Origin of the sequence: Paraburkholderia caffeinilytica (assembly GCF_051027425.1) — a bacterium.
GTDB classification, from domain to species: domain Bacteria; phylum Pseudomonadota; class Gammaproteobacteria; order Burkholderiales; family Burkholderiaceae; genus Paraburkholderia; species Paraburkholderia caffeinilytica_A.
Genome location: NZ_CP186552.1, coordinates 1,510,366 through 1,530,580 on the forward strand (window position 1 = coordinate 1,510,366; position 20,215 = coordinate 1,530,580).

General features: G+C 62.7%; 19 protein-coding genes. 15 read left to right on the forward strand and 4 right to left on the reverse strand.

Going from position 1 to position 20,215, the window contains the following annotated elements:
- The first annotated feature begins 4 nt into the window (after nucleotides 1–4).
- The 9 genes from ACOSV0_RS06625 to ACOSV0_RS06665 all read left to right on the forward strand — a co-directional run bounded on the left by ACOSV0_RS06625 (nucleotide 5) and on the right by ACOSV0_RS06665 (nucleotide 8,796).
- Nucleotides 5–685 (forward strand): amino acid ABC transporter permease, encoded by a 681-nt coding sequence (locus tag ACOSV0_RS06625; protein ID WP_434109491.1) that lies wholly within the window; start codon nucleotides 5–7, stop codon nucleotides 683–685.
- Between the two features lie 63 nt (nucleotides 686–748).
- On the forward strand, nucleotides 749–1,660 hold the full coding sequence (locus ACOSV0_RS06630; protein WP_434109492.1) for a dihydrodipicolinate synthase family protein: 912 nt from the start codon (nucleotides 749–751) through the stop codon (nucleotides 1,658–1,660).
- A complete protein-coding gene (locus tag ACOSV0_RS06635; protein WP_434109494.1) occupies nucleotides 1,657–2,403 on the forward strand; it encodes an amino acid ABC transporter ATP-binding protein in 747 nt (248 codons plus the stop codon). Before ACOSV0_RS06630 ends, ACOSV0_RS06635 begins: the two co-directional genes overlap by 4 nt.
- Before the next feature lie 216 nt (nucleotides 2,404–2,619).
- On the forward strand, nucleotides 2,620–3,840 hold the full coding sequence (locus ACOSV0_RS06640) for a porin (protein ID WP_434109495.1): 1,221 nt from the start codon (nucleotides 2,620–2,622) through the stop codon (nucleotides 3,838–3,840).
- Nucleotides 3,841–3,957: 117 nt separating this feature from the next.
- Nucleotides 3,958–5,520 carry an acyl CoA:acetate/3-ketoacid CoA transferase gene (locus tag ACOSV0_RS06645; protein ID WP_434109496.1) on the forward strand — a complete coding sequence of 521 codons (1,563 nt, stop codon included), beginning with the start codon at nucleotides 3,958–3,960 and terminating at the stop codon, nucleotides 5,518–5,520.
- Nucleotides 5,521–5,557: 37 nt separating this feature from the next.
- Entirely contained in the window at nucleotides 5,558–6,199 is a 642-nt protein-coding gene (locus tag ACOSV0_RS06650) for a tautomerase family protein (protein ID WP_434109497.1), read from the forward strand.
- Nucleotides 6,196–7,353, forward strand: a complete 1,158-nt coding sequence (locus tag ACOSV0_RS06655) for an acyl-CoA dehydrogenase family protein (RefSeq protein ID WP_434109499.1) — start codon at nucleotides 6,196–6,198, stop codon at nucleotides 7,351–7,353. The genes ACOSV0_RS06650 and ACOSV0_RS06655 overlap by 4 nt, the downstream gene beginning before the upstream one ends.
- Nucleotides 7,354–7,408: 55 nt before the next feature.
- Complete coding sequence (locus ACOSV0_RS06660; protein WP_434109500.1) at nucleotides 7,409–7,867, forward strand: MaoC family dehydratase; 459 nt, start codon at nucleotides 7,409–7,411, stop codon at nucleotides 7,865–7,867.
- 71 nt (nucleotides 7,868–7,938) lie between these two features.
- Nucleotides 7,939–8,796 carry an ABC transporter substrate-binding protein gene (locus ACOSV0_RS06665; RefSeq protein ID WP_434109502.1) on the forward strand — a complete coding sequence of 286 codons (858 nt, stop codon included), beginning with the start codon at nucleotides 7,939–7,941 and terminating at the stop codon, nucleotides 8,794–8,796.
- 295 nt (nucleotides 8,797–9,091) lie between these two features.
- Here the strand turns inward: ACOSV0_RS06665 and ACOSV0_RS06670 are convergent, their stop codons facing one another.
- Both ACOSV0_RS06670 and ACOSV0_RS06675 read right to left on the reverse strand, forming a co-directional pair.
- Nucleotides 9,092–9,985 (reverse strand): alpha/beta fold hydrolase, encoded by an 894-nt coding sequence (locus tag ACOSV0_RS06670; RefSeq protein WP_434109503.1) that lies wholly within the window; start codon nucleotides 9,983–9,985, stop codon nucleotides 9,092–9,094.
- Between the two features lie 434 nt (nucleotides 9,986–10,419).
- The gene (locus tag ACOSV0_RS06675; protein WP_434109505.1) at nucleotides 10,420–11,427 is read right to left on the reverse strand and encodes a zinc-dependent alcohol dehydrogenase family protein; all 1,008 of its coding nucleotides are present in this window, start codon (nucleotides 11,425–11,427) and stop codon (nucleotides 10,420–10,422) included.
- Nucleotides 11,428–11,520: 93 nt separating this feature from the next.
- Between ACOSV0_RS06675 and ACOSV0_RS06680 the strand changes: the two genes are divergently transcribed.
- Nucleotides 11,521–12,438 carry a LysR family transcriptional regulator gene (locus tag ACOSV0_RS06680; RefSeq protein WP_434109507.1) on the forward strand — a complete coding sequence of 306 codons (918 nt, stop codon included), beginning with the start codon at nucleotides 11,521–11,523 and terminating at the stop codon, nucleotides 12,436–12,438.
- 230 nt (nucleotides 12,439–12,668) lie between these two features.
- Here ACOSV0_RS06680 and ACOSV0_RS06685 read toward each other — a convergent pair whose 3' ends face one another.
- A complete protein-coding gene (locus tag ACOSV0_RS06685) occupies nucleotides 12,669–13,715 on the reverse strand; it encodes a 2-dehydropantoate 2-reductase (RefSeq protein WP_434109508.1) in 1,047 nt (348 codons plus the stop codon).
- Nucleotides 13,716–13,742: 27 nt separating this feature from the next.
- Nucleotides 13,743–14,651 carry a LysR family transcriptional regulator gene (locus tag ACOSV0_RS06690; RefSeq protein ID WP_434109510.1) on the reverse strand — a complete coding sequence of 303 codons (909 nt, stop codon included), beginning with the start codon at nucleotides 14,649–14,651 and terminating at the stop codon, nucleotides 13,743–13,745.
- Between the two features lie 97 nt (nucleotides 14,652–14,748).
- Here ACOSV0_RS06690 and ACOSV0_RS06695 point away from each other — a divergent pair, with 97 nt between their 5' ends.
- The 5 genes from ACOSV0_RS06695 (at nucleotide 14,749) to ACOSV0_RS06715 (ending at nucleotide 20,125) form a co-directional block, all read left to right on the forward strand.
- Nucleotides 14,749–15,525, forward strand: coding sequence for an HpcH/HpaI aldolase family protein (locus tag ACOSV0_RS06695; RefSeq protein WP_434109511.1), 777 nt, complete (start codon nucleotides 14,749–14,751; stop codon nucleotides 15,523–15,525).
- Nucleotides 15,526–15,547: 22 nt separating this feature from the next.
- The gene (locus ACOSV0_RS06700) at nucleotides 15,548–16,426 is read left to right on the forward strand and encodes an amidohydrolase family protein (protein WP_434109513.1); all 879 of its coding nucleotides are present in this window, start codon (nucleotides 15,548–15,550) and stop codon (nucleotides 16,424–16,426) included.
- Between the two features lie 51 nt (nucleotides 16,427–16,477).
- A complete protein-coding gene (locus ACOSV0_RS06705; RefSeq protein ID WP_434109515.1) occupies nucleotides 16,478–17,629 on the forward strand; it encodes a DUF5624 domain-containing protein in 1,152 nt (383 codons plus the stop codon).
- Between the two features lie 83 nt (nucleotides 17,630–17,712).
- The gene (locus tag ACOSV0_RS06710; RefSeq protein ID WP_434109517.1) at nucleotides 17,713–19,032 is read left to right on the forward strand and encodes an MFS transporter; all 1,320 of its coding nucleotides are present in this window, start codon (nucleotides 17,713–17,715) and stop codon (nucleotides 19,030–19,032) included.
- Nucleotides 19,019–20,125 carry a hypothetical protein gene (locus ACOSV0_RS06715; RefSeq protein ID WP_434109518.1) on the forward strand — a complete coding sequence of 369 codons (1,107 nt, stop codon included), beginning with the start codon at nucleotides 19,019–19,021 and terminating at the stop codon, nucleotides 20,123–20,125. Before ACOSV0_RS06710 ends, ACOSV0_RS06715 begins: the two co-directional genes overlap by 14 nt.
- The last annotated feature ends 90 nt before the right edge of the window (nucleotides 20,126–20,215 follow it).

Below are 20,215 nucleotides of genomic sequence, written 5' to 3' on the forward strand. Positions count from 1 at the left end.
CGTCATGACCCTGTTCGATTTTCCGGATTTCATCGGTTACCTGACGAATGGTTTCCTGCTACGCGGCGCGCTGGTGACGCTCGCGCTGACCCTCGTCACGGTACTCGGCGGCCTCGTGCTCGGGATGCTGCTCGCCTTGCTGCGGATGTCGAAACAACGGCTCGTCGTTGGCGCGGTGCGTGGCTACGTCTGGGTTTTCCGCGGCACGCCGCTCCTGATCCAGCTCGTGATCATCTATACCGGCCTGCCGCAGCTCGGCGTGCGTTTCGGCGTCGTCGGCTCGGCGCTGCTTGCCCTGATCCTGAACGAAGCCGCCTATCTCGCGGAAATCATCCGCAGCGGCTTCATGGGCGTGCCGCGCAGCCAGTACGAGGCGGCCGAGGCGCTCGGGCTGCCGACATGGCTCGCGCTATGGAAAGTGACGCTGCCTCAGGCGTTCCGGCTGATGCTGCCGTCGCTCGGCAACTCGATCAACGGGCTGCTGAAGTCTACGTCGATCACCTCGGTGATATCGATGGAGGAATTGATGCGGCGAAGCCAGATGGTGATGCAGGAGAAATTCGAGGTGCTCGAGGTGTTCTGCGCGGCAGCGATCTTCTACCTGCTGATGACGACCGCATGGGGGGTGATCCAGCAACACCTCGAACGCCACTTCGGTGCCGCGCATGCGGCGCAGCGCGGCTGACGGCCCGCCGCCGAATCGACAGGGGAAAGACGCAATATGACATCGAAGAAGTCTCCGACAGGCGTGGTCGCCGCGACGGTGCTGCCGTTCGACGACGCGCAAGCGATCGACTGGGCGAGTTACGAGCGTGTGCTCGCGCACTGCGCTTCGGCCGATGGCATCCGCGCGATCTTCGTCAACGGTCACGCGGGCGAGGGCGGTGCGCTCGACGCCGGCGAACGGCGCGACGTACTGCGGTTCACCCGCGAGCGAATCGCCGGCGGGCGCGCGTTGATCGCCGGTATCCTCGCGCAGTCGACACGCGAGGCCGTCGCCGAGGCCCGCGTCGCGGCAGACGCCGGGGCGGACCTGCTGACCGTGTTTCCGCCGGCGACGTTCGCCGGCGCGCGCACCGCGATGGTGGTCGACTACGTGCGCGCGATCGCGGACGCCGCCGACCTGCCGGTGATCGTATTCCAGTATCCGCTCGGCTCCGGGTTCGGCTATTCGACCGAGACGCTCGTGCGGCTGGCCGAGTTGCCGTCCGTCGTCGCGGTGAAGGAGGGCAGCGACTCGATACGCGCGTACGAGGACAACTATCGCGCGCTGAAAGTGGCGCGCCCGGATTTCGCGGTCCTTGCGTCGAACTTCGACTGGTTTCTCGCACAGCTCGCGAGCGGCAGCGATGGGATCCTGTCGGGGCTCGCGAGCCTGGCCCCGCGGCCGCTCGCCGATCTGTGGCAGGCATCGCAGCGCGGCGACATCACCGCGATGCGCGAGACGAGCGCGCGCCTGCAGCCCCTCGTCAGTGCGATCTATGCCGCTCCCCGCAATGAAATGTATGTCCGGATCAAGCATGCGCTGCGCACGCTCGGCGTCATTGCCTCGGCAAAGGCTCGCGCACCGTTTCCGTCCGTCGACGCCGCGACCGCGCGCGCGATCGACGCGGCACTCGAACAAACCGGGATCACGATGCTCGCGGGAGAACGGGGATGAGTGAAGCCCTCAAACCCGTCATCGTCGAATTCATCGGCGTGAATGCGTGGTATGGCAGCTACCATGCTCTGAAAGACATCGACCTTGCGGTGCGCCAGAGCGAACGGATCGTCGTCTGCGGGCCCTCTGGCTCCGGCAAGTCCACGCTGATCCGCTGCGTGAACCGGCTCGAGACCTATCAGCAGGGGCAGCTCGTCGTCGACGGCTACGAGCTCAACCGGCATAGCCGGCACATCGCGACGATCCGCCAGGAGGTCGGGATGGTGTTCCAGCAGTTCAACCTGTTTCCTCACATGACGGTGCTCGACAACCTGATCCTCGCACCGATGTGGATCCGGAAACTGTCGCGCGCGGAGGCAATCGATCTCGCGATGCACTATCTCGAACGCGTACGGATCCCGGAGCACGCGGCGAAGTATCCCGGGCAGTTGTCGGGCGGGCAGCAGCAGCGCGTCGCGATCGCACGCGCGCTGTGTCTGAAGCCTCGCGTGATGCTGTTCGACGAACCGACCTCGGCGCTCGATCCGGAAATGATCAAGGAAGTGCTCGACGTGATGGTCGGACTCGCGCAGGACGGCATGACGATGATCTGCGTGACGCACGAAATGAGCTTCGCACGCATGGTGGCTGATCGTGTCGTGTTCATGGACAAGGGTGAAATCCTCGAGATCGCGCCGCCGGATGTGTTCTTCTCGCAACCGCGCGACCCGCGTGCTCGCGAATTCCTGAACAGCATCGCGTAGCGGACGCACGGCGCCGCCGTCTGCCAGCGGACGGCTGGCACGACAGCGGTCTATTCACGGCGGGTATACACGCATCATGATTCGGAATACAGAATAAATTTATACGAATTACGTCCGGCTTAGGATGAGATGCCGATAACGAATCGAGTGCTTGAGCAACGCGATCGATCCGTCGGCATCGACACTTGGCTAACGACATTCGCGAAAGGACAGAACATGAAGCATTGGCGTGGATACGTGGCGGCACTGGCGGTACCTTCGGCGCTCGCGCCGTGGACCGCGGCGCATGCGCAGAGCAGCGTTACGCTGTACGGGATCATCGACACCGGGGTTGCGTATCAGAGCAACGCGACGACACTCGGTTCCGGCAAGGCGGGGCATTCGGTCGTCAACATGATCAACGGCGCGTGGGCCGGCAGCCGCTTCGGACTGAAGGGCGCCGAGGATCTCGGCGGCGGCACGCAGGCAATCTTCCAGCTTGAGGAAGGCTTCAACAGCGCCACGGGCGCGCAGGCGACGTCGGGGCTCGCGTTCAACCGGCAGGCGTTCGTCGGGATGACCAATCCGGTGTACGGGACGTTGACGGCGGGACGCCAGTACACCGCGTATTACACGATGCTCGCGCCGTATAGTCCCGCGTCGAAGCTGACCGGCTTTTACGGCGCGCATCCCGGCGATATCGATTCGCTTGATACCGTCTACCGGGCGAACAATTCGCTCGTCTATACGTCGCCGCGCTACCACGGCCTGACGGCCAGTGCTAGCTACGCGCTGGGTGGCGTGGCCGGCAGCTTCGATGCCGGCTCGACGTGGAGCGCCGGGCTTCAGTACATCGGCGGTCCGCTCGGTATCGCGGTCGGTTTTCAGCGGATCAACAATTCGACGCCGGGCGGGGGCGCGTGGGGTTCGTCGTCGACAGCGTCGAACGCGGGCAGCGAACCGGGCGTATCGGCGATCAATGTCGGGTACCAGACCGCGAAGGCGCAGCAGCGCTTCGCGGTCACGGGCGGCTATCAGATCACGCCCGCGTGGGACGTGTCGGTATCCTACTCGAACGTCCAGTATGTGCCGGGTCAGAACTCGTCGTTCGCGAATCTCGCGATCTTCAATACCGGCGGCCTGGTGGTGCACTACAGGCCAGCCATGCAGTGGGACCTCGCGGCCGGCTACAGCTACACGCTGGCGACGCGATCGAACGGCATCACGTCGGCCGCGCGCTATCAGCAGTTCAATATGTCGGAGTACTACGCGCTGTCGAAGCGGACCGGCCTGTACGGTCTGCAGGGTTATCAGCGTGCGACCGGACGGACGCTTGGCTCGTCGGGCGCGGGCGCGATTGTCGACGCGACCGCGTCGATCGGCGACGGCGTGAACGGCGCACCGTCGTCGGGTCGCAGCCAGGCCGTCGCAGCGGTCGGCATCGTGCACCGGTTCTGAGGTTGGTATTGCCGCGACGGTGTCCTGCCCGTGCTGTCCCGCCGGATACCGGCGGCTGGCATAGGCAGGGCCGATTCCAGTGGCAAGGTTTTCGACGAGTTTCTTTAGGGAGTTGACGTGATCCACTGCATTTCCCCGGACGACGCGGCCGCGCTGGTCTCCGACCGAGACTTCCTGATGGTCGGCGGCAATACCGGTTCCGGCGTTGCCGAAGCGGTTCTCGAGGCGCTCGAGCGGCGCCATCTACGCGGCGACGGTCCGCGCGATCTGACGCTGTTCCATGTAACCGGCATCGGCGCGGTTCACGAGAAGGGCCTGTGCCGGCTCGCGCATCCGACGCTCATCCGGCGCGTGATCGGAGGCAACTACGGGATGCAGGTGCCGTTCATGAAGTTGATCCGCGAGAACATGATCGAGGGTTACAACTTCCCCCAAGGCGTGATGACCCAGTTGTGCCGGGCGATGGCGGGCCGCCAACCGGGCCTGATCTCGCGCACCGGCCTGCGTACCTACATCGATCCCAGGCAGGATGGGGGCCGCATGAACGAGCGGACCACGGAACCGATGGTCGAACTGCTGACACTCGCCGGCGAGGAGTGTCTGTTCTATCGCGCGCCGGGCGTGCCGAAAGTCGCGATCATTCGCGGCACGTCGGCCGACGAGGACGGTTACGTGAGCATGGAACACGAGGCGACGACACGCGAAGACCTGTCGATCGCGCAGGCAGTCCATAACGCGGGCGGCATCGTGATCTGCCAGGTGAAACGCGTGGTCCAGCGCGGCAGCCTGCATCCGCAAATGGTCAAGATTCCGGGTTTTCTGATTGATCATTTCGTCGTCGATCCGGAACAGATCCAGACCTATACGACGAAATACGATCCGGCGCGCTGCGGCGAGACACGGCTGCCGACGTCGATGATCGAACCGGATCCGCTGACGGTGCGTCGCGCGATCGCACGCCGCGCCGCGCTCGAGTTGCGGCGCGGCGACATCATCAATCTTGGCGCCGGGCTGTCGGCGATGATCCCGAACATCGCGGCGGAGGAGGGCATCGAGGATCTCGTGACGATGACGGTCGAGTCGGGCGTCGTAGGCGGCGTCCCCGGCCACACGCGCGAATTCGGTACCGCGGTGAATCCGCGTGTGATTCTCGACCAGGGTTATCAGTTCGATTTCTACGACGGCGGCGGGTTGACCTGTGCGTTTCTGTCGTTCGCACAGGTCGACCGCGATGGCAACGTCAACGTGACGCGTTTCGGCAAACGCTATGACGGGTCGGGCGGCTTCATTAACCTGACCCAGAACACACGGCGCCTCGTCTTCAGCGGATCGCTGACAGGCGGCGAGCCCGATCTGGATCTCGTCGATGGCATGCTGCGAATCCGGCGCGACGGCGCGTTCGACAAATTTGTCGAGCGGGTCGACCAGATCAGCTTTTCGGGCACCCTTGCCCGCGAGCGCGGTCAGCAGGTGATCTATGTGACAGACCGGGCGGTGTTTGAGTTGCACGCGCGGGGGCTCGTGATGACCGAGATCGCGCCCGGCGCGCGGCTGCAGGAAGACGTGCTTGCGCGCATCGGTTTTCCCGTCGAGGTGAGCCCTGATCTGAAAACGATGGACGCACGGCTGTTCCGGGCGGCGCCGATGAACCTGTACGAACGGATGATCCAGCGCGGATGAGCAAGAGGCCCACCGTCGGCGGGACGGCGAACTGTCAGTGAAGAACCTGATTACGGAATCCCCCGGCAATGAAAGTGCGGGTTCCGGTAAAGCGAGTGGCCGGCTACAACGACCGAGCCTGCGGCTACCGGCCGCGGCATGCCACTTCGCCGCGATTCAATCGTTATCCTTATTTACCAGGCTTATAGTTCTGGCCCGAAACCTGATAGCGCCAGTTGCGCCGCGTCGAATATGGCACCGCTATGCTGTTTCTCCAGGACGACTGCCGAACCGGATCAGATATTCGCCTGACAGGATTGCCATGCCCTACCTCGAAGTCATTGCGCCCCCTTCCGATGCCGCTCGGCGCGACGCTTTTGTTCGTGCGAGCACCGCCGCGTTGATGACGCTATTCGGCGTATCCGCCCAAACGGTGACCGTCTATTTTGTTCCGATCCCGGTCGACGGCTACGGCCACGCGGGCGAGACGATCCGTTATGACGGGCCGGATGTGCGCGTGCTGATCAAGGTTCACGCATACCGGCGCGAGATCGATACAAGACGCCTGGCCGCGGCGGCGCTGACCGACGCGTTCTCGACGGCGTGCGGCGTGCGCCGCGAACGAATCGCCGTTTATTTCTTCGACCGCGCACCCGACGAAGTCGCTCACGCCGGCCGCCTCAGTTCCGATGCCGAATGAACCACACCACGATGGATACCTTTCTGACTGAAGACCATATCGCGCTGCGCGATGTCGTGCGCCGCTTCGCCGAGGTCGAGGTACTGCCGCGCGCGGCAGCGATCGACCGCGATGACCGCTTCGACCGCGAACTCTATGCGGCACTTGCCGGGCTCGGCATGTACGGGCTGATGCTTCCGGAGGACGCGGAGGGGGCAGGCCTCGGTGCGATCGCTGCTTGTGTCGCGATCGAGGAACTCGCGCGCTGTTCGGGCGCGATCGGCAACCTGTTCGCGATCCCTGTCGAAGCCGCGCTATTCCTGCATGAGCACGGTAACGACGCGCAACGCGAGCGGATTCCGACGATTCTCGACGGTTCGTCGATTTTCGCAACGGCGGTCACGGAGCCCGATCACGGCTCGGACGTCGCGAGTATCACGACGTCCGCGCGCCGCGATGGCGATGGCTGGGTGTTGAACGGAACGAAGGCATGGGTGACGCTCGGGCAGGTTGCGGACTGGCTGATCGTGTTCGCGCGCACCGGCGACGCACCGGGCCATCGGGCGATCAGTTGCTTCCTCGTCGACGCGGCGTTGCCCGGCATCAGCCGCGGGCGCAACGAAGCATTGCTCGGAATGCACGGTCTCGAAGACTGCCAGATCATGTTCAGCGACGTGAGCTTGCCGGCAGGTTCGCTGATCGGCGAGCTGAACGGCGCGTTCAAGATGGCGATGCGCAATTTCGACTTCAGCCGGCTGCTGATGTCGTCGATGGCAGTCGGCATCGCCCAGGCGGCGATGGAGGATGCGCTGGATTATGCCAGGCAGCGCAAGCAATTCGGCACGCCGATCCTGTCGTTCCAGGCGATTCAGTTCATGCTCGCCGACATGTCGACCGAGATCGATGCCGCGCGCCTGCTGATCCGGCACGCGGCAAGCCTGCACGAGGCGGGCCGCTCGATTGCGCGCGCGGGCGCGGAAGCCAAGTTGTTCGCGACTGACATGGCGGTGCGCAACGTGTCGAATGCGCTACAGATTCACGGGGGTAACGGCTACTCGCGCGAATACCGGGTCGAGCGTCTGTTCCGCGATGTACGGTTGACGCAGATCTACGAGGGAACCAACCAGATCCAGCGCCTGATCATCGCGCGCCAGCTCGACAAGGAGGCGGCATGACGCGCGCGACATCCCGCCAGCCCGGCGTCCCGCACGTTTTGACCGGGGGAGTCCGATGAGTGCGCCGAACCTGTTCTACGAAGACATCGAGCTGGGCGCGAGCTTCGTCACGCCTGCGCATACGGTGAGTGCGGACGACATCCGCCAGTTCTGCGACCTCACGCACGACCATTTTCCGTTGCATACGGATGAAGCCTATGCACAGCGTTGCGGCTTCCGGACCGTTATCGCCCACGGCCTGTACGGTCTGTCGCTGATCGAAGGCCTGAAAACCCGGCTCGATCTGTATCGCGACAGCTCGCTTGCATCGCTTGGCTGGGACAAGGTCCGGTTCCGGCATCCGGTGTTTGCCGGCGACACGGTGCACGTCGAGTTCAGGTTCGTCGACAAGCGGCCGTCGTCGAAACCCGGGCGCGGAATCGTGACCGAAGCGCTGCGACTCGTGAATCAGGACGGCGTTGTCGTGATCGACGCCGAGCATGTCGCATTGTTGCGCGCGCGAGCCGACACATGACGCGTGCGGTGCCTCCGTCGAAGTAAGACCCGATCGATCACGTCTGTCTCTCTGTCCAAAGGAATCTGACCATGCCCGCATTCGCTCTCCGCACGACGCTCCGTCGTGCGATACCGGCGACGATCGTCGCGCTGTCGCTGTGTCTTGTGGAACCCGCGATCGCCGCCTGCGACTCGCCGATCGCGAGTTCCCACCTCGTCACGCCCGGCGTGTTGCAGATGTCGACCAACCCGACGCTGCCGCCGCAACAGTATGTGACCAGCGACGGCGAACTCGAAGGACTGAACGTCGATCTCGGCAGGGATATCGCGAAGCAACTGTGCCTGAAGCCCGAGTTCATCCGGATGGATATGCCGCCAATGATTCCCGCGCTGAAAACGGGGCGCTTTGACATGATCAACACCGGGCTGTTCTATACCGACGAACGCTCGAAGATGTTCTACATGGTGCCGTATGCGCAGCAGGCGCTGAGTGTCTACACGACGCCGTCGAGTCCGCTGAAGATCACGCGCTTCGAGGACCTTGCCGGACTGCGCATCGGAGTCGAGATCTCGACCTATCAGGAGAAGCACGCGAGGGCGATCAGCGACGAGATGGTCAGGCGCGGTCTCAAACCGATCCAGTTCTTCACGTTCACGACCGTGACGGATACACAGGCCGCGCTGCGCGCCGGGCAGATCGATGCAGCGATCAATATCGACGAGACGGCCGCCGATCTCGCGCAACGCGGCCTCGTGAAAATCTGGCTGCACGGCCTGTATGGCACCGATATCACAATGGCATTTCGCGACCGCGCGGTGGCCGAGGCGGCAGCCAACGCGCTAAACCGGCTGAAGGCGAACGGTGACTATGACCGGTTGTTTGCCAAATACAGGATGACGCCGCTCCAGACCGGTACGTTCGCGATTCGCGGGTCCGGACCGGGTTGATGCGGGTCTGGCTTGCGTCGCGCGTATGGGTGGAGTCAACCGTGGTTGATCCCGGCTATGGCCCCGCGTCGGCGTCGTTCCAGGATCCACACCGTGTGTACGGGCGACTCTGGTCACGAAGGCGATGGAGGTCCGATCCGATGGCATCGGCATGCGATGTCGTCGGCAACCAGCCGACGCTGGCCACCGCGCTGCACGAGTTCGGTCACCGGCACCACTATCGAAGTCTAGTCACGATGCTGCTCACGTGCTCGCCAGTGACATCGAGGGACACGCCAACGGCATGCATTTAACCTCAAACGGTCCATGCGTCGATATCGAGAACTGAGTCGGCAAACGCTTCTGGCGCCTCCTGCGGAAGATTGTGACCTGCATTAGCCACGACCCGGTTCTCGTGACGTCCAGTGAAGCGCTTCGAGCTTGCTTTTCTGCCACCAGGCGGCGAAACACCATCGGCGTCCCCCTCCAGCGTGATCGTGGGCACTGTGATTGACGGCATCGCAGAGAGGTTGAGTTCGATATTTTCAAACCGAGGATCGCCGTCGACCAGCCCGAAACGGTGTCGGTAAGAATGGACTACCACGTCGACGAAATCGGGATTGTCGAACGCTTCGGCCGAACGCGCGTAGACGTCGTCGTCGACGCGCCATGTCGGCGACCATAGGGACCATAGAAGACGACAGAACGCGCGCCGGTTCTCGATCAGCCCGGCCCGGCCGCGCTCGCCATGAAGGTAGTACTGATACCACATTCGGTATTCCTTTTCGGGATCGGCTGGCTGTAAGGCGTTGGCTATGTTCTGGATGTTGTACCCGTTGACCGAAACCAGCCCCCGTGCTCTCGATGGATAGAGCGCCGCCACAATACATGCCGCCCGGCCGCCCCAGTCGTATCCGCCGAGTATGGCTTGGCCGATCTGAAGCGCATCGAGCAGGGCCAGCAGGTCTGCCCCAAGCGCCGCCTGCTGGCCCGAGCGAAGTGTGGTGGGCGAAAGGAAGCGCGTCGGCCCGTATCCGCGGAGGTAGGGGGTAATGACCCGGGCGCCCTCGGACGTCAGGCGTGGCGCCACTTCGTCGTATGCGTGGATGTCGTAAGGGAAACCGTGAAGTAGGACTACCGGCCATCCGTTGGGATCGCCCTGTTCGACATAGGCGATGTCGAGCAATTCGGTTGCGATATGTTTGAGCATGGAGCAGAAGGATAGCTATCTTGGAGTGGTTCAACAAACCAGAAAAATTGCCGGATCGCGTCAGAAAAACTCTCGCAAATGTGTTCATGAATGGAGGCGACCGCCGATGCACGCAGCGCGGGCACCCTTGATGATGAAATTTGTAAATGTTCGCTTCGAGTATTTACCACCGCCAGCAATGACCATTGTGCTCGGAACCCGAGCATTCACATCGAGAGGCGGCGGATGGCTCCACTGGGTCGATCAGCAACTGTCGTCATCCGGCTCTGTGCGGCCAGAAGGCGACCTTCCTCCGACGAGTCGCGAGGAAGGTCAGACGGCAGTTCCATTCCACGAGCGGTCATTCGATCGTCGGACGCCGGCGTCGCGTCAACGGCCGAAGCGGTCGACGAGAGGCTGTTTTCGGAATGGCCGTTCAGGGATAAAAAGCTGCCTCAGGCATCTAGATCGATCACCACTTTTCCGAAATGAGCTGCACGTTCCAAAAACCGGTAGCCTTCGATCGCATCCTCAAACCCGAATACACGGTCCACGACGGGCTTGATGGCCGCCGTTGCCATCGTACGCGCTGCATCTGCCAGGTTCGCCGTTGATCCCGTGTTGTTACCAACAATTGTTAAGGTCTTGAGATTGATGGGAAGGATGGGAATCGAGAGTTCCATGCCGCCGATAAAGCCCACGACAAAGATTGTCCCAGCGATGGCTGCTGCGTTCAGGGAGCGTGGAAACGTGCTTGCTCCGATCGTCTCGACGATCAGGTCCGCGCCGACCCCGTTCGTCGACGAGAGCACAATTTCGTCCCAAGCCGGCGTCGATTGATAATTAATCGTCAAATCTGCACCTAGCGCGCGAGCACGTGCCAGCTTTTCGTCCGACGACGAAGTAATGATGACGCGCGCGCCTGCCGCCTTGGCAAACTGCAATGCGAACAGGCTGACCCCGCCCGTGCCGAGCAGAACGACCGTGGATCCCGGACGAACACGCCCCGTGACAATTGCATTCCATGCGGTAGTTGCAGCAATCGGAAGCGTGGCGGCTTCTGCAAAAGTGAGTTGATCGGGAATCGGGACCAAAGACGTCGCGGGCACAACAGCATAGTCCGCGAGTGATCCAGGTATGGTCACACCCCGCATGCGTTTCGCTGCCGCAGAGGTAAGCGGTCCGGCAGCCCAGTCGACCATTAGTCCAGGGACGACCCTGTCGCCGACTGTCCAACCGTCTACGCAGCTGCCGATCTCAATTATTTCGCCCGCGCCATCCGTGCCAGGAATAAAGGACGTGCTGCGACTTCCCAATCGCCCCCACGCGACCATCAGGTCGAGATAGTTCAGGCTCGCAGCGCGCAAGCGAATCAAAACTTCGTGTGGCTCCGGGCTTGGCACAGGCATATCGACACGCTTTAAGGAATCAAGCGAATGGTCAGTTAGATTGAAGGCGCGCATCGAAATCTCCGGTTAGGAATGGACTCGATCGTAGCAGCGCCTGGCCGCTATAATTTATCGCTAGAACACAACATTACTGCATGTGGCGCATCAATGACCAGTATCGAAGCAGATCAGACCGAAGCCTTCCTTGCCGTTGCGGAATTGGGAAGTTTCTCCGCGGCGGGACGCAAGATTGGCCGTGACGGCTCGGTGGTCTCCCGTCGAATCGCCGCACTCGAAGCGCGTCTCGGAATACGCCTGCTTGAGCGGTCGACCCGCCGTGTCGCGCCAACCGAAGCGGGCATCCGTTTCCGGGATCGGGTCCGTGAAGCAATGGACATGATGCGAACCGCCGAAGACGAGGCCAGGGCCATGGCTGCGTCGCCCACGGGTCTCTTGCGCGTGAGCCTGCCTTTGGCCTTCGGACGTATGTGGATTGCACCGCGGTTGCCTGAATTTCTTTCGCGATATCCGGCACTTCGCGTCGACGCGAGCTACTCGGACAGATACGTTGATCTTATCGCCGAGGGATTCGACGCCGGGGTCCGGCTCGGTGAGATGAAAGATAGTCGGCTGATCGGACGTCGCATTGCGGTGACGCGCCGGCTAATCTGCGCGACGCCTTCCTATCTTGACCAACATCCTGTGCTGAAGGAGGCGGATGATCTGCTGCGCCACGACTGCGTTTCCTTCACACGGCTCACCACTCATCCGGTTTGGCACTTGCAACGCAACGGAAAGCGCCGCGCTGTACGTGTCTCGGGACGCCTTGAGACCGACGACGCTGAAGCAGTCGTCCAGGCAGCGCTTGCCGGCATGGGTGTCATCATGGCGACTGACTGGCTCGTGGCGCGCGAACTCGCTGATGGCCGACTGGTCCCGGTGCTGACGGACTGGACGGTGAGCGGTGAGGCCGGCGTTAGCGTCGTGCGGGCCTCTGTCCAGCATGAGCCGGCCAAGAGTCGCGCGTTCGTGGAATGGATCGCGGAAGTCTTTACAACGCCGCCGTGGCAAGAAGCAATCGGATGAGCAACGCTCACAGAGTTTGCTTTGCCGTGTCACCTTGCGCTCCATTCGTCGGTAAGGCGATTGTTGCAGTATTCGGGGAGCAACACACGTTATTGAGCAGGCCGGGTATCGGCCGACCCATCAATACGTCTCTATCGGCGCACCACAAGGTTTGTGCCGGCAATGCAGGACGGTTCAGCTTCATCCCTGTCCTGAAGCGGGACGATTCAACGGAGCGGGGCGGTTCAATCTCATGCCTGCCCAGCAGAGTGCGCATTCCGGTCGTTCCGCGCCGCAAGCAGTTCCGTCAGCAACGCTTCCCCTGACCACGCCGGGCGAACTGAACCCTGTTCAGCCTCGCGCACCAGCGCACACAGGCGCGCATTCACCGGCGCGCGCCGTCCGCAGCGTTCGGCCAGACGCAGCACTTCGCCGTTGATCCAGTCGATTTCAGTTACGCGTCCCGCCGCCAGGTCATCCGACATGGAAGAGCGGGCTAACGGATCGATTGCCAACATCTTCCTCGCGAGTCGTTCGAACAGTGCATCAGGTGTGTTCAGGAGACGGGGAATCCAGTTGGCCGGTAATGACGTCAACCTGGTCGGCCGTATGCCGGCTTCGGCGAGTAGCGCGAGCGCTTCGGTTTGCGCGAGAGCAAGGCAGTGCCGATAGGCACGCTGCGAGAGCTCCTCCTTCAGCGGCCGGTTCGAGAGTGCGTTGATCGCGTTGTTGAGGTTGAGCAGGAGTTTCGCCCATTGCACGGCCAGGATGTCAGCATGCAGCGTGAGCGGCAAGCCTGCATCACGAAAGCCGGCGGCAAACGGGAGTAAAGCCGGAGCTGTCTGAACGGCCAGATCACCTGTCGATCCCTGGTGAAATGCGCCTCGTCCGTCGCCTACTACATTGAACGGCACCATGCCGGCCAGAACAGTATGCCGAGGCAAGGCGGCACGCAGGACATCGGCATTGCTCAAACCATTCTGGAAGCTGACCACGAGCGCGTCCGGCCGGAGCACGGCCGCAAGCTCAGCCGCCGCCACAGGTGTGCCTGCTGACTTCACTGTCACCAGGACGAGGTCCGCTGTCGCGGCAGCCGCTGCATCGGTCGAATAATCGATGCGGGACGGCGGCACATGCCAGTGTCCCGAGCGATAGTCGGACAGCGCGAGGCCATGCTCGCGCAGTTCAGCGCCGGCACGCGCACGGCCGACAAAGTTGACGCCGCTTCCCGCGGCCAGCAGCCTGCCGCCGATATAACAGCCGACCGAGCCGGCGCCATACACACAAATCGTCGCCATGAGACTCTCGCGTAAGGGGAGATGCCATTATGTGCGATGCGAAGTTTCGTCCCGAAGCCCTCGCGCCAGCTCTACAAACTGCATCGCGCGGGCGTTGGCGTCGCCGTGACGGTGAGCGATGTAGAGCGTAGTGACGGTGTCTGTCTCGTCCAGGTGTCTGAATACAACCCCCGGCACCGCGATGGTCTGCAGCGTCGAAGGCACGAGCGAAATGCCAAGACCGGTGGCGGTCAGTCCGATCAGAGTGGAAGCCTGTTGGGCCTCCTGCACGACCTGCGGTTCGAATCCGCGCTTTGCGCATAACGCGACAATCTTTTCGTAAACCGCGACCCCTGCTTGCCGCGGATAGGCGATGAACGGCTCGTCGCGCAGATCCTTGAGTTTGATCGATGGAGCACTGGCGAGCCGATGCCGCGCATGCATGGCGAGCAGTAGCGGCTCTTCCATCAGCGGTGTGAACACCACGTCGTTGGGGGGCACGCTTTCGGGCATCCGCAGCAAACCGACGTCGATTTCACGCTGCTCGATCGCCTCGATCTGCCGGGACGATGACAGCTCCAACAGCGTGATGTTGACCTTCGGACGCTGCGTCCGGTATGCGTGAATCAGTCTCGGGAAAAGCGGCGACAGCGTTGACGCATTCGTAAAGCCGACCCGCAAACGCCCAACCTCGCCGCTGACAGTCTCCCAGACACTTTCCTTTGCGTGTTCGATCCGCGCGAGGATCGCGCGTGCGTCGTCCAGCAGCGCCAGGCCGGCCTCGGTCAGTGCGACGGTGCGGCGCGTGCGGTGGAACAGCCGTGCGCCCAGTTCCGCCTCCAGCGACTGGATCGCAAGACTCAACGGCGCCTGCGTAATGCCCAGCCGGTCGGCGCTGCGGCGGAAATGCAGCTCCTGCGCCAGCACCACGAAAAATTCCAGATGGCGGATATTCATTGATTTGCTCTGTAAATCAATAAGCTTGATTTGGAGAATAAATCAAAACTGTTTCCGGGGCGATACTGTCTTCCACCAACACAACGACGGAGACAGCATGAACGGTGCGGAACTGGTCGAACGCCTGCGAGCGCGACATAAGATCATTGCGCTGGGAATTCGCGCCTCGCGCACGACGGATGCGGTCCGCTGGGCCAAAGCGGCCGGTTACGACACGATCTGGGTGGATATGGAACACAGCTCGCTGCCGGTCGATACGGTGTCGCAACTGTGCTCATGCGCGGTCGACCTCGGCCTGATGCCATGGGTGCGCGTGCCGGAACGCGATTACGGCACGATCAACCGCGTGCTGGATGGCGGCGCGCTCGGCATCATCGTGCCGCGCGTCGAGACCGCCGAGCAGGCGCGCGACGCCGTGATCGCCACGCGCTTTCCGCCGCTCGGCCAGCGTTCGCAACTGGCGACGCTGCCCTACGTCAACTTCGAGAAACTTCCCGCTCGCGAACTCAACCGGCGTCTGAACGAGGCGACCGTGCTCAAGGTATTGATCGAAAGCCGCGCCGGCGTCGAAGCCGCCGATGCGATCGCGGCGATCGAAGGCGTCGACGTGCTCGCGCTCGGTTGCAACGACCTCTCCGCCGATCTGGGCCACACCGGCGAATCGGCGCATCCCGAAGTCGTGGCTGCGTGCCGCAAGGTGATCGCGGCTGCGCAGCGGCACGGCAAGGTGGTGATCGTGGGCGGCATGCCGGAGTGCGAGGCGCTCAACGAATTGCGCCGCGAGGGCGCCGCGCCGTTTGTCTTTGCCGGCATCGACAGCGATGTTTATCTGGCCGCGTTGCGCGAGCGCGTCGAGCAGGCACGTCAACTTTAATTCGAACTTCTACTTTCAGATCATGGCAGAAACCCCGCTGATTTCCACGCCGATGCGTGACTACGAAACCCTGTCGCGCCCGTCGTTCACAATGCCGGCGCTCGCTTGCGACGCGCACATGCACGTGTTCGGCCCCGAGGACAACTACCCGAAAGTCGAGCATCCGCACTACACGCTGCCGGACGGCAAACTCTCGCACTATCTGCAGATGATGAGCGCGCTGCACCTGAAGCGCTTCGTGATCGTGCAGCCGAGCTTCTACGGTACGGACAACCGTTGTCTGATCGACGCGCTGCACGTGGCGGGTTCGATCGCGCGCGGTGTCGTGATGATCGAGGAGGGCACGGACGCGGCGACGCTCGACCGCTTCCATCAGTCCGGTGTTCGCGCGGTGCGCCTCGATCTGTTTGCGCGCTCGGGTTTGCCGACCGCCGAGATCCAGCAGTACATCACGCGAATGGCCCGCTTGTGCGCAAGCCTCGGCTGGCACGTGCAGTTCTATGCGCCGGGCTGGGTGGTGCGTAATCTGATTCCGTTTCTCGCTGATGTGCAGACCGATTTCGTCATCGATCACATGGGCTACATGCTCGAAGAAGACGGCCTCACGCAAGCGGATTTCGATCGTCTGCTCAGCTTGCTGAAAGACGGCCACTGCTGGCTTAAACTCAGTGCGCCGTACCGGATCGCCAAACACCGCGGCTATGAAGCCGTGGCGCCGATGGCCGAGGCGATCATCAAGGCCGCGCCGCAGAAAGTGATCTGGGGTTCGGACTGGCCGCACATTCCCGATTCGACGCGCGACACCGGTGAATTGCTGAACCTGCTCGGCGCATGGACCCACGATCCGGCGGTGCACAAGTTGATTCTGTCCGATAACCCCGCGCGGTTGTTCGATTACTGAGCGACGGTTTGCGCGATAACCGAACGATTATTGAGGCAATACCCACCCACTATGCCCTACCAACCCAACGCAGCGTTTGCCGGTCTCTTTCGCGCGTTCACGTCGGACCCGCAGAGCATCGGCGCGCATCTGACCGGGCAGATGGCGCGGCTGCAAGCGGACGATCCGTTGCTCGTGTCGACCGGCAGCGATATCGTGCTGTTTCCCGGCGGAGGACGCGCGCCGACGATCGAGAGCTTTCGCAAATCGACGCGCGGCTTCATCGAATTGACCGCGGTATCGCATCTGCCGCTGGCGCTGGCTTACCTTGCGCGGATGCGTGAACTGTCGCCGCACGACGACACGTGGCAACGCGGCGCGTCGAACCTGCGCAACCATGCTGCGGAAACCTGCGCGGCGAATTCGTTAGCGCTCTGGCGCGATCATGTCGCGGTGGAGAGTTTCGCGGGCCACGAGCAGAAGATCGCCGATCTCGTCGACTACACCTGTGGCGTGACGATCGATCTGCTCGATCGGGCCCAGCACGATCACTCGCTGCTGAGCTTCGAGCGCCTGAATGACGAGTACTTCGCCGCGCCACGCACGAGCGCGTTTCCTGTGCCGATGAACGACGTGATGTTCGCGACCTTCGGGCTCGCGTTTCTCGACATCGTCTATCGCATCGGCAACTGGTTGCGCGCGCAGGCACTCGACTGGAGCCGCCTGATGGTGCTCGTCAGCGGCCGCTCGGGCAGGCCGACCGCCGGTGTGACGTGGGCGTCGAACAACATGTGCTATCTGGTGTGGTGCGCGTCGAATCGCGTGTTGCTGCCGGAACGCGTGTTCGTCGCGCCGCACGCGCCGTCGTTCTCGGTCGCCGAGTTGCCGGATGCCGCGGGCATGGCGGAACTGGAACGCACGTACCGGGCGTTGTGGCTCAACACCCGTTCGAGTATCGATGTCGCGCGCTCGTTGTTTCCCGCGCAGCAACCCTATCGGTTCGATCCGGCGCCGGCCGATGGCATGCCGGCCATCACGTCGGTCGACGACCGCGATGCGACCACGGCGCGTCTGCGCCGCATCATGGAAGATCCCACGCAATTGTTGTCCAACTGCGTCGCCGATTACATCGTCGATCAGTTGTACCGCAACGGCAATCAGCCGCAAGACGTTGAGATTCCTGGTTTTACGAATGTGACTTTCCCCAGCACCGCGCAATCGTAGCGACGGCTGCCGGATCAATACCCGCGCGCAAGGGCATCCGCGCGGGTCATAAAAAAACGCCCTTGATGAAGGAGACAGGCTTCATGAACTCATTTGCACAAGAGCCGCCGGCGGGTCCGCCCGTCAGCAACGTGCTGCGCATCACGCTGGTGTGCTTCGCGGTGTCGATGATCGATGGCTTCGACACGCTGATGTTGTCGTTCGTCGCGCCGTTGCTGGCGAAATCGTTGCAGATCGATCACGCAACCCTGGGCCGCGTGTTTGGCGCGGGCTTTATCGGCACCGTGCTCGGCTCGCTGATTGTCGGGCCGCTGGCAGACCGTTTCGGTCGACGGCCGATGCTGCTGCTGGCGCTTGCCGTAACCGGCATTTTCACGCTTGGCTGTGCTTTCTCCACCTCGGCGACGATGCTGGCTACGCTGCGGTTTATCGGCGGCCTCGGCATGGGCGGCGCGATTCCGCCGGTGGCGGCGATCACTGCTGAGAACAGTTCGCCGCAACGCCGTTCTTCGCTGGTGATTCTGATGTTCATCGGTTTTCCGCTCGGCGCGGTAGTGGGCGGCGCGATCACGGCAGCGTTGATGGTGCGCTTCGGCTGGCCGTTCGTATTTCTGATGGGCGGCACGTTCGCTTTGCTCGCGCTGATCCCGGTGCTCCTCGTGATTCCGGCGCAAACAGTTAGCCGCGCCGAACGGGCGGCAGCCCGGCAGCACGCGGCGGCGCGCGGGCTAAGTGTGGTCGGCGACATGTTCACCGGCGGTCGGCTCCCGGCGACGCTGGCGCTGTGGGTCAGCGTGTTGTCGAGCATGATCCTGTCGGGCTTCCTCGTTAGCTTCATGCCGACCATTCTCAACATGAACGGTGTCGAGCCTGGTCGTGCCGCGCTTGGTTCGGTACTGCTCAATCTGGGGGCCATCGGCGGCGCGCTGGTGATTTCGACCCTCGTCGGCAAACGGGGGCTATTTGTACCGGTGGCAATTTCGTTTCTGGGCGGCGCGGTGTTGACGGTGGCCCTGGGCCAGATCATCGGTGCGGGCAATGCGGCGCTGGCGATGTTGTTCGCCGTCGGCGCGTTTCTGGTCGGCGGACAGTTGACGTTTCCCGCCATTGCCAGCTATCTCTTTCCAGCGAATGTGCGGGCGGCCGGCGTCGGTTGGACGTTGGCGATCGGACGCATCGGCTCGATCGTCGGGCCGGTGATCGGCGGCATGCTGTTGTCGCAGCATCTATCGTTCGAAACACTTTTCGTGCTGGCGGCGATTCTCGCGGTAAGCGCCGCGTTAGGTCTTTGTCTCGCCAACGTGCTGCGGCCGCGAGACAAGGAAGGGGGAGCGCTCCCGCCGGCTGCGTCTTTTGCGATCACGGGTTCGGAGTTGGGAGAGGCGGGACATGGCAAAAACTGAATTGGGCGCGGGGCTGCTCACGGTGCTGCAGAAGTTGCCCACCAGCGGCGCGCGCGCAGTCGAAGTCTTTACGACCGACGAGGGCACCTTTCTCGGCGTGCCGCAACTCGCGCGCGATGTGCCGGGTGAGGCGCCCTATATGAACGCCGGCGACAGCGACATTGAAGCGCCGATCTACCGCTGGCAGGACGGCCGGTTCGTCGAGCACGAAGCGCTGTCGCTGCCCGGCGGCGAAGACCTCGAGTACTTCGAGATCGACGGCCGGCGCTTTCTCGCCGCAGCCGGGATTCGCAGCGGCAAGGGACCGTACGATCTCGACACCGATGCGGTGGTGTATGAACGCGTCGCCGGCGCATGGGCGCCCTTGCAAAGCTTTCCGGTATTCGGCGCGAAGCAGTGGACCGCTTTTTCGTTCGACTCGCGTCATTTTCTCGGCTTGTCGCAAGGCGTGGTGGTCGACGGTGTCGTGCCGAAACATCCGCGCGAATCGTGCCTGTTCGAGTGGAATGGCGAGCGCTTCGTGCCGTTTCAGAACTTCAACGGACAGTGGGGCTACAACTTCGCGTTCGTGTCGTTCGGTGACGAGCACTACCTCGCGTATGCGGACCATGTCAGTGGATCGTCGGTGAATCGCTGGGATGGCGAGAAGTTTGTCCCGCTGCAAATCTTCGACGAAAACGGTGGCCGCGCGTTCCGCTTTTTCGAAAGCGACAGCGTGCTGTGGATGGTGCACGCGAACCTGCTCAAACACACCACGCTTTATCGATTCGACGGTGCGCGGTTCGTCGAGATGCAGATGCTGGGCGGACCGGGCGGACGCGAACTGTGTCTGGTCGACGGTAAAGAGGGACGCTATCTGGTGCGCGCGTGCTTTATCACCGGAACGCCCAAAGCCCCGGTTGTCGTGCCGCACTCGGAGATTTTCCTCTGGCGGGATGGATGTTTCGAACTGGTGGGCGACTTCGCGACATCCGGTGCGACGGATGCCGCCAGCTTCGTCGAAGACGGTCAACGCTATCTGGTGGTCAGCAATAGTCTGAGCGACGAGATCCGCTTTCGCACTGATTCGACGTTATACCGGTTCGACGGTTAGCGGCTAAACCTCGATATCCGCTGCGCCCGTCGACCCGCCGGGCCCCCACGTTCGGAAACAGCGATCCCTCCTGCGAGGGAGGGCATCGTT

Excerpts from the sequence above, each read along its gene's own strand:
- ACOSV0_RS06635 (WP_434109494.1), top strand. The coding sequence starts at position 1,657 with ATGAGTGAAGCCCTCAAACCCGTCATCGTCGAATTCATCGGCGTGAAT.
- ACOSV0_RS06705 (WP_434109515.1), top strand. The coding sequence starts at position 16,478 with ATGCCCTACCAACCCAACGCAGCGTTTGCCGGTCTCTTTCGCGCGTTC.
- ACOSV0_RS06670 (WP_434109503.1), bottom strand. The coding sequence starts at position 9,985 with ATGCTCAAACATATCGCAACCGAATTGCTCGACATCGCCTATGTCGAA.
- ACOSV0_RS06675 (WP_434109505.1), bottom strand. The coding sequence starts at position 11,427 with ATGCGCGCCTTCAATCTAACTGACCATTCGCTTGATTCCTTAAAGCGT.
- ACOSV0_RS06710 (WP_434109517.1), top strand. The coding sequence starts at position 17,713 with ATGAACTCATTTGCACAAGAGCCGCCGGCGGGTCCGCCCGTCAGCAAC.
- ACOSV0_RS06625 (WP_434109491.1), top strand. The coding sequence starts at position 5 with ATGACCCTGTTCGATTTTCCGGATTTCATCGGTTACCTGACGAATGGT.
- ACOSV0_RS06700 (WP_434109513.1), top strand. The coding sequence starts at position 15,548 with ATGGCAGAAACCCCGCTGATTTCCACGCCGATGCGTGACTACGAAACC.
- ACOSV0_RS06695 (WP_434109511.1), top strand. The coding sequence starts at position 14,749 with ATGAACGGTGCGGAACTGGTCGAACGCCTGCGAGCGCGACATAAGATC.
- ACOSV0_RS06655 (WP_434109499.1), top strand. The coding sequence starts at position 6,196 with ATGAACCACACCACGATGGATACCTTTCTGACTGAAGACCATATCGCG.
- ACOSV0_RS06685 (WP_434109508.1), bottom strand. The coding sequence starts at position 13,715 with ATGGCGACGATTTGTGTGTATGGCGCCGGCTCGGTCGGCTGTTATATC.
- ACOSV0_RS06715 (WP_434109518.1), top strand. The coding sequence starts at position 19,019 with ATGGCAAAAACTGAATTGGGCGCGGGGCTGCTCACGGTGCTGCAGAAG.
- ACOSV0_RS06640 (WP_434109495.1), top strand. The coding sequence starts at position 2,620 with ATGAAGCATTGGCGTGGATACGTGGCGGCACTGGCGGTACCTTCGGCG.
- ACOSV0_RS06660 (WP_434109500.1), top strand. The coding sequence starts at position 7,409 with ATGAGTGCGCCGAACCTGTTCTACGAAGACATCGAGCTGGGCGCGAGC.
- ACOSV0_RS06680 (WP_434109507.1), top strand. The coding sequence starts at position 11,521 with ATGACCAGTATCGAAGCAGATCAGACCGAAGCCTTCCTTGCCGTTGCG.
- ACOSV0_RS06690 (WP_434109510.1), bottom strand. The coding sequence starts at position 14,651 with ATGAATATCCGCCATCTGGAATTTTTCGTGGTGCTGGCGCAGGAGCTG.
- ACOSV0_RS06665 (WP_434109502.1), top strand. The coding sequence starts at position 7,939 with ATGCCCGCATTCGCTCTCCGCACGACGCTCCGTCGTGCGATACCGGCG.